This window comes from Haemophilus sp. HMSC061E01 (assembly GCF_001810345.1).
In the GTDB taxonomy this organism is placed as follows: Bacteria; Pseudomonadota; Gammaproteobacteria; order Enterobacterales; family Pasteurellaceae; genus Haemophilus_D.
Window position 1 is genome coordinate 224,661 of the sequence record NZ_KV801015.1, and the last position, 13,006, is coordinate 237,666.

The 13,006-nt window shown below is 37.2% G+C and carries 13 protein-coding genes; all 13 read right to left on the bottom strand.

Annotation, left to right across the window (positions count from 1 at the left end; translation table 11 throughout):
* Positions 1–31: 31 nt before the first annotated feature.
* Positions 32–352 (bottom strand): stress response translation initiation inhibitor YciH, encoded by a 321-nt coding sequence (gene yciH, locus HMPREF2732_RS06985; protein WP_070592234.1) that lies wholly within the window; start codon positions 350–352, stop codon positions 32–34.
* Position 353: 1 nt separating this feature from the next.
* Complete coding sequence (gene pyrF, locus HMPREF2732_RS06990; RefSeq protein WP_049365886.1) at positions 354–1,046, bottom strand: orotidine-5'-phosphate decarboxylase; 693 nt, start codon at positions 1,044–1,046, stop codon at positions 354–356.
* A gap of 21 nt (positions 1,047–1,067) precedes the next feature.
* A complete protein-coding gene (gene lapB / locus HMPREF2732_RS06995) occupies positions 1,068–2,246 on the bottom strand; it encodes a lipopolysaccharide assembly protein LapB (protein WP_070592235.1) in 1,179 nt (392 codons plus the stop codon).
* Positions 2,246–2,539, bottom strand: a complete 294-nt coding sequence (locus tag HMPREF2732_RS07000; protein WP_005699471.1) for a LapA family protein — start codon at positions 2,537–2,539, stop codon at positions 2,246–2,248. The genes lapB and HMPREF2732_RS07000 overlap by 1 nt, the downstream gene beginning before the upstream one ends.
* Positions 2,540–2,632: 93 nt before the next feature.
* Positions 2,633–2,917 (bottom strand): integration host factor subunit beta, encoded by a 285-nt coding sequence (locus HMPREF2732_RS07005; protein ID WP_005695916.1) that lies wholly within the window; start codon positions 2,915–2,917, stop codon positions 2,633–2,635.
* 151 nt (positions 2,918–3,068) lie between these two features.
* Positions 3,069–4,718: a 30S ribosomal protein S1 gene (gene rpsA / locus HMPREF2732_RS07010; protein WP_070592236.1), complete on the bottom strand. Its 1,650-nt coding sequence runs from the start codon at positions 4,716–4,718 to the stop codon at positions 3,069–3,071.
* Between the two features lie 96 nt (positions 4,719–4,814).
* Positions 4,815–5,492, bottom strand: a complete 678-nt coding sequence (gene cmk / locus HMPREF2732_RS07015) for a (d)CMP kinase (protein WP_070592237.1) — start codon at positions 5,490–5,492, stop codon at positions 4,815–4,817.
* 62 nt (positions 5,493–5,554) lie between these two features.
* Complete coding sequence (locus tag HMPREF2732_RS07020; RefSeq protein ID WP_049384928.1) at positions 5,555–6,784, bottom strand: M20 family metallo-hydrolase; 1,230 nt, start codon at positions 6,782–6,784, stop codon at positions 5,555–5,557.
* A gap of 1 nt (position 6,785) precedes the next feature.
* Positions 6,786–7,292 (bottom strand): L-2-amino-thiazoline-4-carboxylic acid hydrolase, encoded by a 507-nt coding sequence (locus HMPREF2732_RS07025; RefSeq protein WP_049369021.1) that lies wholly within the window; start codon positions 7,290–7,292, stop codon positions 6,786–6,788.
* Between the two features lie 10 nt (positions 7,293–7,302).
* Complete coding sequence (locus tag HMPREF2732_RS09695; protein WP_083304362.1) at positions 7,303–9,678, bottom strand: ABC transporter permease subunit; 2,376 nt, start codon at positions 9,676–9,678, stop codon at positions 7,303–7,305.
* Positions 9,679–9,803: 125 nt separating this feature from the next.
* On the bottom strand, positions 9,804–10,493 hold the full coding sequence (locus tag HMPREF2732_RS07035; protein WP_070592238.1) for a 5'-methylthioadenosine/adenosylhomocysteine nucleosidase: 690 nt from the start codon (positions 10,491–10,493) through the stop codon (positions 9,804–9,806).
* A complete protein-coding gene (locus tag HMPREF2732_RS07040) occupies positions 10,493–11,164 on the bottom strand; it encodes a thiol:disulfide interchange protein DsbA/DsbL (RefSeq protein ID WP_232086159.1) in 672 nt (223 codons plus the stop codon). The genes HMPREF2732_RS07035 and HMPREF2732_RS07040 overlap by 1 nt, the downstream gene beginning before the upstream one ends.
* A gap of 48 nt (positions 11,165–11,212) precedes the next feature.
* A complete protein-coding gene (recJ, locus tag HMPREF2732_RS07045; RefSeq protein ID WP_070592240.1) occupies positions 11,213–12,937 on the bottom strand; it encodes a single-stranded-DNA-specific exonuclease RecJ in 1,725 nt (574 codons plus the stop codon).
* Positions 12,938–13,006: the final 69 nt, after the last annotated feature.

Consider the following 13,006-nt stretch of genomic DNA (forward strand, 5'->3'; position numbering starts at 1 on the left):
CTTCAATTGAAGATGGATTTTTTGTCTTATCTTAACCACCGGCTAATTTTACTTTAAACCCTTTTTGTTCTAAAAGTTGTTTAAGTAAATCGCGTTTTTCACCTTGAATCTCAATATTGCCATCTTTAACCGAACCACCACAACCACAACGTTTTTTAAGTTCAGTGGCCAATTTTTTTAATTCATCATCGGATAAATCTAGTCCCGTAACCACTGAAACACCCGCACCTTTTCGACCACTGGTTTGTTTTTGGATGCGAACCACACCATCACTCTTAGGGCGTTGTACCGGCTGCTTTTTCTCTTTAATTCGCCCCACTTCGGTAGAATAAACTAAAGTACTCTCAGTCATATTACTCAATTGATGCATTAATTGAACGAAGCACTTCAGCTGGATTTTCAGCTTGAGTAATTGGACGACCGATTACTAAATAATCAGAACCAGATCGAATAGCAGCAGCTGGTGTCATGACACGACGCTGATCACCAAAATCACTACCAATTGGACGAATCCCTGGCGTGACTAATTTAAAATCAGGGCCACAAGTATTACGTAAAATCTCTACTTCCTGTGGTGAACAAACGACTCCATCTAATCCCGCACGCTGTGTTAAATGCGCAAGACGTAAAACATGTTCAAGTGGTGAAGAGTTAATACCGATTTGTAATAAATCCAAATCTTCCATACTGGTCAATACCGTTACTGCAATTAATAGAGGCGCATCTTTTCCATAAGGTTCAAGAATTTTCTTTGCCTCTTCCATCATTTTCAGACCACCGCTAGCATGGACATCAACCATCCATACCCCTAAATCAGCCGCCGAACGCACCGCTCTTGCCACAGTATTAGGAATATCATGAAATTTAAGATCGAGGAAAACATCAAATTGACGCTCGTGTAATTGTTTAACGAAACTGGTTCCCAGTGTGGTAAACATTTCTTTACCCACTTTTAAACGGCATAAGCTTGGATCAATTTGATCCACGAGGGATAGCGCTTGTGCTTCTGTTTCGTAATCCAATGCAACGATTACTTTGCTATTCATAATTTTACCTCACTGTGTCAATTAATTATGTTCAGGTTTGATGGATTCCCACTGTTTGCAAGAAGGACAATTCCACATCAATTTATGGGTTTGATAACCACAATTTGAGCAACGATAACCAAAGCCCTGCTTAATTCTCTCTCCGACCATTTTATGTAGCAAAATTAAGCTTTCTTTACCTCGCCCTTCCTCTGCATCATCAATTTGGAATTGAATAAAGCGGTGGAAAATAGATGTACTTGGATTTTTGGTTAGTTGTTGATAAAGCTTTGATTGAGCTGCGCTCTTGCCATCTTTCTCTTCAATCACGCTTGCTAACATTAAATCTACTTTCGTATTGTTAATCTGCTGGCTGGCTCGAATCAAGAATAACTCAAAGTTATCTCTCTCTCCTAATTCATCATAACAATATTTGAGTGTTTTCAACACTTCTCCAATGTAAATTGGATTTTGATTAAGAATATTCTCCAAAAAATGAATGGCTTGACGGTAGTTTTTATCTGCCATTTCTAAATCAGCAAGAAGCATTGATGCTCTCACACTGGTTGGAGATACATTCAGCGCTTTTTGTAAAATACTGCGTTTTTCAACCGCACTTTCAATCTCTCCGCTTAAAGCATATTCACAATAACACTGTGCTAATTCCACATCATTTTCTTTAGGGGAAATTTTGGCTAGTTTCTCTGCAATATTTACCGCTTTTTTCCATTCTTTTGTTTTTTGGTAAATCACCAAAAGCTGTTGCAGTGCATTTTCAGCGAACTCAGGTTCATCCACCATAATGATGTAAAGGGCTTCCGCACGGTCATAAAAACCCACCGCCATGAAATCCTTAGCAAGTTGCTGTTTAGCTAATAATTTTTGTTCAAAAGAATAATTGGGACTACGATCGAGGGCTTGATGGATTCTTAAAGCACGATCCACTTCGCCTCGAGAACGGAAAAGGTTACCGAGCGTTAGCTCAGCTTCAAATTGAGAGTTGCTTTCAATTTCATTTTCTGTTTCTTGTTTTTGCAACATATCAAGAAACAGATCAACGGCCTTATCCGTTTGATTAGAAAGCAAAAAATTGACCCCCGTGACATAATCACGGGAGAGTTTATTACTCATATCTTCCTGATCTTTCTTGGCACTCCGATGGCCCATATACCAACCGTAAGCGGCGGCTATTGGCAGAAGCAGAAAGAGTAATTCAAGCATTATACTGCCTTATCGCGAGTAGTCGTTAATTCGTTAATTTGTAATGTTTGACGTTTAACTTGACGCGCTAACGACATATTTTTGAATTTTAATTTTAAGTAGAAAAATCCTGTAATTAACCAACCTAAAATTAATCCAAAACCAAATAAAATTGCAACTAATGTTGAAAGTTGGAATTGGCTTTCAGCAACAATGTAGTTAAAGGTGATTACTTGATCATTATTTGCCCCTATAGTTACCGCAACAAGTACGATAGCCAATACAATAATGAGTCCGAGAATATATTTAATCATCACAATCTCCTTTGTTAAGAATGGGTTCATTATGCCAAAATTTGTAATAAAAAACGACACCTAAGTGTCGTTTTATTGATATCGATTGAATGTTTAAGCAAAAACATTTACGCGATCTTTTAATTCTTTACCCGCTTTAAAGTGCGGTACAGATTTAGCATCTAATTTTACAGAATCACCGGTTTTAGGATTACGGCCAACTCGTGGTTGACGATGGTGTAAAGAGAAGCTACCAAAACCACGAACTTCAATACGATTACCCTCTTCTAAAGATTGTGCAATGAGTTCAAGAATATCCTTTACAATACCTTCTACTTCTTTTGCGGATAAAGTTGGGTGCTTTGTTGATAGATTTTCAATTAGTTCAGATTTAGTCATCGTCAACTCTCCTTTAAATTTATACTTAAACTTGTTATTAAGACTTACAGGTAATGCATTAGTTCATAATAAATTACCGCTAAACCCTTGTTAATTATAGCTGGTAGTAATAAGGCTGAGTCAATGACCCAGCCTTATTGATGTGAATTAATTATTCACCTTTAGCCGCTTTGAAAGCTTCAGCCATTGCGTTTGGAATAGCAACATCTTCTTGTTTGTTATTCACGTTTGCAACTGCAGCTGCTTCTTCAGCTTGATCTTTCGCTTTTACAGATAAGTGAACGATACGTGCTTTACGATCAACACCAGTGTATTTCGCTTCAACTACATCACCTGCTGCAACTTCGTTTGTTAAGTCTGCTGCACGAATATAACCTTCAACGCCACCTGCTAATTCAACTTTAGCACCTTTAGCGTCAGCTTCAATAACAGTTGCAGAAATTACTGCGCCTTTTTTGTTGATTGCTACGAAATTGTTGAATGGATCATCTTCAAGTTGTTTGATACCTAAAGAAATACGTTCTTTCACTGCGTCTACTGCTAATACTACTGCAGAAACTTCGTCACCTTTTTTGTAGTTACGAACAGCTTCTTCACCTGCAACATTCCAAGAAATGTCAGATAAGTGAACTAAACCGTCGATACCACCTTCAAGACCGATGAAGATACCGAAATCAGTGATTGATTTGATTTTACCAGTAACTTTGTCGCCTTTGTTGTGAGTTTCAGCAAATTGAGTCCATGGGTTAGGTTTGCATTGTTTTAAACCTAAAGAAATACGACGACGTTCTTCGTCAACTTCTAACACCATTACTTCAACTGTATCGCCAAGGCTTACAACTTTAGATGGGTGGATGTTTTTGTTAGTCCAATCCATTTCAGAAACGTGAACTAAACCTTCAACACCATCTAAGATTTCAACGAAACAACCATAGTCAGTTAAGTTAGTTACTTTACCAGTTAATTTGCTGTTTACTGGGTGGTTTTCAGCGATAGCAACCCAAGGATCTTGACCTAATTGTTTTAAGCCTAAAGATACGCGAGTACGATCTTTGTCAAATTTTAATACTTTAACAGTTACTTCGTCGCCTACATTCACGATTTCGCTTGGGTGTTTAACACGTTTCCAAGCCATATCAGTGATGTGTAATAAACCGTCAACGCCACCTAAATCTACGAACGCACCGTAGTCAGTTAAGTTTTTAACGATACCTTTAACTTCTGAACCTTCAGCTAGGTTCTCAAGGATTTGTTCACGTTCTTGGCTGTTTTCAGATTCGATCACTGCACGACGAGAAACAACAACGTTGTTACGTTTTTGATCTAATTTGATTACTTTGAATTCTAATTCTTTACCTAGTAGGTGATCAGCTTCACGTGCTGGACGTGTATCAACTAATGAACCTGGTAAGAATGCACGAACACCGTTTAACTCAACTGTGAAACCGCCTTTCACTTTACCGTTGATTAAACCGATAACGGTCGCTTTTTCTTCGTAAGCTTTTTCTAATTCAATCCAAGATTCGTGACGAACAGCTTTCTCACGAGAAAGCTTAGTTTCGCCGTAACCATCTTCAACTGCATCTAAAGCTACGTTTACTGTGTCGCCAACTTTAACTTCAAGTTCACCTTGAGCGTTTTGGAATTCAGCAACAGGAATTGCAGATTCAGATTTTAAGCCTGCATCAACAAGTACAAAGCCTTTTTGAATAGCAACAACAGTACCGCTAACGATTGAACCTTGACGGGTTTCAAGGCCTTTTAATGATTCTTCAAAGAGTTGAGCAAAAGATTCTGACATATAAATAATCTTCTTAATTTAAGTTAATAACATCCACATTAAGATCCATAAAATGCGGGGTTGAGGATAAATGTCTATTCTTCCTTGAATAAACAGTTAAATCGAAATTGACGCTTTTTGTTGAATATAAGCTAACGCTTGAGCAATGACTTCATCAATACTCAATGTTGTACTATCTAACAATAAAGCATCATCAGCCGGTTTCAATGGCGCAACCTCACGATTTCTATCGCGAAAATCGCGTTCTTGTATCTCGGCTAAAATCTGTGCAAAGTTACCATTAATTCCCTTATTTTGCAACTGTTTATAGCGTCTTTTTGCACGTTCTTCCGCACTTGCATCTAAAAACAGTTTAACTTGTGCATTTGGGAAAACCACCGTCCCCATATCTCGCCCATCAGCAATCAGGCCATCATTTTTACCAAAATCCTGCTGAAGTTGCAGTAAAGCAGCTCGAACTTTTGGAAAAACCGCCACTTTTGAAGCGGCTTCCGCCACGTCTTGCGTACGAATTAAATGGCTTACATCCATCCCACCAAGAAGCACATTGACTTCTCCATTCTTTGGAATGAACTGAATATCTAAATGACGGGCTAACTCCGCTAATCCTTCTTCATCGGTTAAGTCTGCATGACGTTTCAACGCAGCCAATGCCGTCACGCGATAAATCGCACCACTATCTAATAAGGTAAAACCTAACTTTTCTGCCAATGCGTAACAAAGTGTTCCTTTCCCTGCACCACTTGGGCCATCAACGGTGATAATTATCCCCATAAAAATCTCCAGTTAAAATAATAATGTGGAGAATTTTACCTTATTCTCCACATTATTGCTTTTTAAATTTGATTAGCCAGAGTTACTGTCGAATCAAGTAACACTTTTGCTCCTTTTTGGCACCAATCATCAGTAATATTTTCTGCCTCATTATGGCTTAATCCATCAACACAAGGAATAAATATCATTGATGTTGGAAATTTATGATTTAGTTGACATGCATCATGACCAGCTCCAGAAACAATATACTCCCAAGAATAACCTAATAAATCACAACTTTCTTGGACCGTTTTAACCAACGCTGAATTAAATTTAACTGGAGATAAAGAAACAACTTTCTTAATATCAAACACTAAATTATTTTCTCGAGCAATATCATTCAAAATCTCATAAATTTCTCTTTCGATATTTATTAAACTTTGTTCATTAGGATGACGAACCTCTAGCGTAAAATAAGCTTCACCTGGGATTACATTAGGGGAATTTGGCGTTAATTTAATCTGACCAACAGTTACACGCCCCTGATTCACTACTTCTCTCAAACCTAATTTATTAAATTTGACTATTGCCTTTGCCATGCCTACTGATGCATCTTGACGCATATTCATTGGCGTAGTTCCAGCATGAGAAGACAACCCCGTCAATGTGATTTGATACCAGTTCTGTCCTAATGCACCAGTTACTACACCTATTTCAGTCTGATTATTTTCTAAAACAGGACCTTGCTCGATATGAAGCTCCAATACAGCATAAGGATGATATGATGAAAAATCGTCTGTACCTAAATAATTAATATTATTTAAAGCTTCTTCCACTGAAATACCATCCTTATCTTTTTCAGATAATGCAGCTGTAAGAGATAAATTACCAATAAAAACTGAAGCTCCCATCATAGCAGGAGAAAATCTAGCCCCTTCTTCATTTGTCCACATAACAAGATCAATAGGTCGCTCAGTTTCGATATTATGATCATTTAATGACAATAACACTTCTAATCCAGCTAGCACCCCATAAATACCATCGTAACGGCCACCTAATGGCTGAGAATCAGCATGAGAACCGATTAAGATTGGCGCTAATCGGTTATCCTTTCCACTACGGCGAATAAAAATATTACCAATTGCATCTATTTTTATCGAAAAGCCTGCATCTTTGGAAAGTTTAATCAAATAATCTCTTGCAAGTTTATCCTCATTACTTAATGCAAGTCTTGTTACACCATTTAAGGGTGTTTTCCCAAATTGAGAAAACACATCTAACAAATAAAGTAATCTTGAATTATTAACATCCATGTTATTCCTCATTTTTAGCTGACTCTTCTTGTAATCGATATCTAAAATCACAGAAGCCATCACCATTCATGACTGTATGAGGTCGACTTAAACTCACATTTGGTGCATATCCCTCAATAAATTTGCTATCTCGATTACAAGAAAGCAGGAACCCAATTTCTTCTAATCCCATTTCTTTATACATTTCAGCATAACGACAACGATGTACATTATAATCATATTTATAATGATCATTATTAATAACCTCTATACGTAATGCATCATCCTTTTCCCATAAATATTGTAAGGCCACAAAACTCTCTACACTCGTACCATTAGGTTCTCGTTTGGCATATTCCTTTCCTGCATCAATTGCAGCATTAGCTACAGCTTCCTCTATGATAGATTTAGCTTTATCTAAACCAAATTCACGTTTCATAATTTCGTAAATAGGCTTAATTATTTCTGCTTCAATTTTACGTTGCTGTAAAATACCAATCTCGACAAACTCAGGAAAATCTTTATTCATTTTCACTCCTTTAAATTACAAAATCGTTACGTAAAATTTCATTATTAATAAATCGACGAATTCGAGGATCATCATTATTTCTTAACTCACTTGGAGTTTGTAAAAATGCTATTTCACCAGAATCCATAAACGCAATTTTATCTGATACCCGCATTGCGAATTGCATCTCATGGCTCACAATAATCATTGTCATTCCTTCTTTTGCAAGTTCTTCCATAACAAGCAATACTTCTCCAACTAGCGTAGGATCCAATGCCGAAGTTGGCTCATCAAACAGCATAATTTTAGGTTTCATCACTAAAGCTCTTGCAATAGCTACTCGCTGTTGTTGTCCACCTGATAATTGATGTGGATATTTATTGGCATGTTGCAACATTCCTACTTTATCAAGCATTGCTAAAGCCAATAATCGAGTCTCATCTTTAGGCTTATTATGATACTCAGGAGCAAGGAGAAGATTTTCTAACACTGTCTTATGTGGAAATAAATTATAATTTTGGAATACCATTCCTAAATTCACAATTTTACCCACTGAATTTGAAACAAAATGGCTACCATTGATAAAGTCCTCCCCTTCTAATTTGATACTTCCCTCATCTAATGACTCTAAACCATTAATACTTCGAATTAACGTTGTTTTACCAGATCCTGAGTAACCAATAATAGAAAGTACCTCCCCCCATTTTAAAGAAAGATCAATACCTTTTAGAACTTGTACGCCGTTAAAGGATTTTTTTACTCCATGCACACTCAATGCTTCATCGCTATTAGCATGTTCAGTTTTTAAAATACTATAAGGTACTAATGCTGACTTATCGATAGCAACCTCAGCATAATTTTCATTTTTAATTAAAGATACATCTAATTTACTTTCAACTTTTTTTAGCACCCAAGACAAGAAACTTACGATGATAATGTAATAAAATGCAACAGCAAGCAAAGTTTCTAATACTAAAAAGTTACGTGTATAAAGCTGTTGTCCGACCAATAAAATCTCAGTTAAAGAAATCACCGAAACAAGAGAAGTTAATTTTACAATTGTAATATACTGGTTAGTTAGTGGAGGTAACGCTACTTTTAATGCCTGAGGAATAATAATTAAACGTTGAAGCCCCCAGAATCGAATTCCTAATACTTTACCAGCTTCATATTGACCTTTAGGTATAGAGGATAAGGCTCCACGATGAATTTCTGCTATATAAGCAGATTCACTGAGCACCATAGCAATTAAACCTGCAATAAATGGATTTGATAATAAAACAGAACTAGCACTCCAGAATTGAGGTACATTATAGATAAAAATTAATAACACTAATAAAGGTAAACTACGAAACAACCAGATATAAGTATTCGAAAATTTATTAACTAGTTTTTTATTCGATTGAGTTCCAAGCGCAAGAAAAAATCCCCAAATAACAGCAAAGATCCAAGTTAATGTACTTAACTCAAATACGGTTAAAACAGCTTTCCAGAAATCAGTATTTACGAATAAGCTTGCTAAATATGACCAATTAAAACCTTTTGATATCGTTTTATCATTTCCATTTTCACTAGCTAGAATCGCATTATCTAAGGCATTTTCTAGTCCATTTTGTTTTAATAATGCTTCATTTGGAAACTCAAGGTTATATTTTTTTAGTAATTTTTCATATGAACCATCTGCTAAAGTATCTTTTATCGCATGTGCAATAACAGCCTTACCTGATAAGTCATTCTTATTAAAAGCAAGCCCAATCAATACCGGATATAACTGTTCTTTATTTGTAATTTTTAAACGATCACCTAATTGATTAATCACCATCTGTGCAACAGCTGCATCTTCATACTGAACATCAACACCACCAGATAAAAGTGCTTGGGCCGCCTCTGGCGCACTCGGATACTCTTTCACAATAAGCGGTTTTAGATTTTTAGGCGCACAATACTTCTCTGAAACCTCATTCATCGTTGGAATCCAAGCTGCACCTTTCATTGAAGAAATGCTTTTACCACAAAGATCCTCTAGTTTTTGTGGAGAAAAGCTATCGTTACCTCGGACAACAAGAACGCCTCCAGTTTGTAAATAAGGGAGAAAATCAACTTGCTTCGCACGTTGAGGATTAACATATAAAGCTGAAGCGACAAGATCATAATGTCCAGCATTTAATCCAATAATAATATTTTCAATTCGAGTGTCTTTAAACTCGACTGGACGATTCAGATTTTTTCCAAGTAATCGCATTAAATCAGGATCAAATCCGCTAGCCTCTTTATTATCTAAGTAAGCATAAGGAGCATAAGTTAAATCAATTCCTACTCGTAAAGGGCTTGCGTCATTAGCTTGTGAAAAGAAAGACAACAATAACAGCAATCCTCCCACAAGAGTTTTATGTATGATGTTTAGCATTTTGATAATCCTTTTATTATTATAAAAAATAAGCCTCCATTAACGGAGGCTTTTGATTTTATGTGTTTTATAAGAGGCTATCTAATAACTGATTTCCCTATTATATAATGATTTTATATATAAGCTTACAATCTATCTATCATGCCCAACACCAATGCCGAGGATTGCTTTGCTGCAAGTGGGAGAAATTCTTCAAATGACATACTCGCTTCGCCATCTCCTGCATCAGAAATAGCTCTAACGACTACAAACGGTACGTTAAAGGCATGACAAACTTGTGCAATCGCTGTTGCTTCCATTTCTACTGCTGTCACATTGGGAAAGTCAGCTTTAATTTGAGCAATTTTTTCTTCGCTATTAATAAAGCTATCACCCGAACAAATTAAACCACGTTTTACATTTTGCCCTTGTGACTGGGCAATTTCATCGGCTAAATCTGCTAATTGTTTATCAGAAAGGAAAGCCGCTGGATTAGCGGGTAATTGGCCTTTTTCATAGCCAAATGCCGTCACATCAGCATCGTGATAGCGAGTTTCATCCGAAATAACGATATCTCCAACTTTTAAACCTTTTGCGATACCACCTGCTGAGCCGGTATTTAAAACCACATCCGGTTTAGCCAATTGTAATAAAGCGGTAGTGCCAATAGCAGCCGCGACTTTACCAATCCCAGATTGCAATAATGCGACTTCTTTACCATTAATTTTGCCTTCAAAAATGACCGCACTTGCCACTTTTGTTTCTCTCTTATCTGTCATTAATTGGGATAAAATTTCCACTTCTTGTGCCATTGCACCAACAATCCCGATTTTCATTATTTTTTCCTTTCTTGTTCGAGTTTATTCACTAAGAAATCTAATACTGCTACGCCATAATCATCGTTATACAACGTACTCGCAGTGAGAACATACTTTCCACCCACAACCACATAAGGGAACGTAAATACGCCATATTCTTCTGTTAAATTAATGGCATTATTCACATCTTCCTTTACTTCAGCAGAATGCACGACTTTATTAAATTCAGCTTTACTGATCCCTTGCGAGATTATCCATTCACGCATCTTATCTAATGACGATAATTCGGTATAACGTGCCTTTTCAGAGGTTTCAAATAACAGCGTATCTGACAACTCGCCTACTTTTAAACGCTGTAAGGTATAAAATATTGTCGCTGAAAATTTAGCTTCGTTTGTAGCAACTGGGTATTCATCTAATGCCACTTTATTAGGGCGAATTTGGCTATAAAGCTGCAAGATGTCTTGGGCTGAAGAACAAACTCGACAGTCATAATCAAAGAAAAACTGGATCGGAATTTTACGATCGCTTCTTTTGGCTTGTTCAATGGGTTCTTGATATGAAAAATAATCTCGACCATCTTCAAACTGAGCCACATTCGCTGGTGGTAAGTGCGGTGGATTTTTGGCAGAAAAATCCTTTGCACTGACTTCACCAAATGCGACATTCGTCACACTCAGCAATATCATTGCAAAGGATCCTTTTAATAATTTATTCTGCCAAACTTTTTTCATAAATTAACCAATTGGTTCAATATAATCGACTAATAATTGGACGTTTCGATTTCCACGAAACTCATTAATTTCTAACTTATAAGCAAATTTTGCCTGCTTAATCGACAAATCGGGATAATACCGAGTATCGATATTAAACGCAATGGCATCTAATAATGGACCACCATTTTTAGGCTCTACAAGCATTTTTAAGTGATTTTGATTTTGCCCGATAGCCCGTTGCTCAAAAATGTTAAACTCACCATCAAAAACAGGCTCAGGAAAAGCTTGTCCCCAAGGTCCGCCAGATTTTATCACCTCTGCCGTTTCAATACTAAATTCATTTGCTTGAAGTTCGCCATCCGTCCAAATCACACCTTGTAATTGATCTTCATTTAACCAATCTTGCACCGTTTGATTAAAAATCTTTTGAAAATCAGGGAAAAAGCTTTCTTTAATGCTTAGTCCTGCTGCCATGGCATGACCGCCAAATTTTAAAATCATATCTGGATGTTGGGAATGAATACGCTCTAATACATCGCGCATATGCAAGCCTTCAATTGAACGTGCAGAACCTTTTAAAATACCTTCTTGATCTTGCGCAAAAGCAATAACTGGTCGATGGTATTGATCTTTAATACGAGAAGCCACAATGCCTAATACGCCTTGATGCCAATCTTTCTGAAATAAGGCTATTCCCATCGGTAATTCATCAGAAAGTGCGGTGAGATTTCGGCAAATTTCTAAGGCTTCTAACTTCATGCCCTGCTCAATTTCTTTTCTGGCTTGATTTAAACTATCCAAATCTAAGGCTTGCGCTCTTGCCTCTTGCATACTTTCTGCAAGTAATAACTCCACACCGACAGACATATTGTCTAATCGACCCGCAGCATTTAAACGGGGTGCAATCGCAAAGCCTAAATCCGACGAACAAAGTTTTTCAACTTCCCGATTAGCCACTTCAGCGAGAGCAATAATTCCTGGTCGACAACGCTTCGCACGAATTCGCATCAACCCTTGATGGGCTAAAATACGGTTATTTTGATCAAGTGGAACAACGTCTGCAATCGTGCCGAGCGCGACTAAATCCAGTAATTCAGTAAAATTAGGCTGTGTTTCAGCCGTAAAAATACCCAACTCGCGAAATTTAGCACGCAAAGCAAGCATTAAATAAAACGCTACGCCTACGCCGGCTAAACATTTTGAAGGGAAATCACATTGTTGCAAATTTGGATTAACAATGGCATCAGCATTTGGCAATATTTCTGGCGGTAAGTGATGATCGGTAATCAACACCTTCACCCCTTGCTGTTTTAAATACGCCACGCCCTCAAAGGAGGATACCCCATTATCTACCGTCATCAATAACTGCACGCCTTTTTCCATTGCCATTTCAGCAACTGGCACACTCAATCCATACCCTTGCTCAAAACGATTTGGCACAAGGTATTCCACATCAGTAAAGCCAAGCATACGCAAAGCTAACACTGAAAGTGCCGTACTGGTTGCCCCATCTGCATCAAAATCACCGACGATAACAATCTTTTGTTGCTGTTGATAAGCATCAACCAATAAATCCACAGCTTGTTGAATACCATGTAATTGATTAGGGTTCAGCATTGATTGCAAAGTGCGGTCTAATTCTTGGCTATTTTTAATATGGCGAGAACGATAGAGACGATCGAGTAATGCATTATCTGAAACAGGATTTCCGGCAGGAATTTCACGACGTTTGATGAGTTTTTTCACAGTATTTCGTTATTAAAAATGACCACTAAAGGAACATTCGATATGTGCTTTAATAATATGAATATTTTA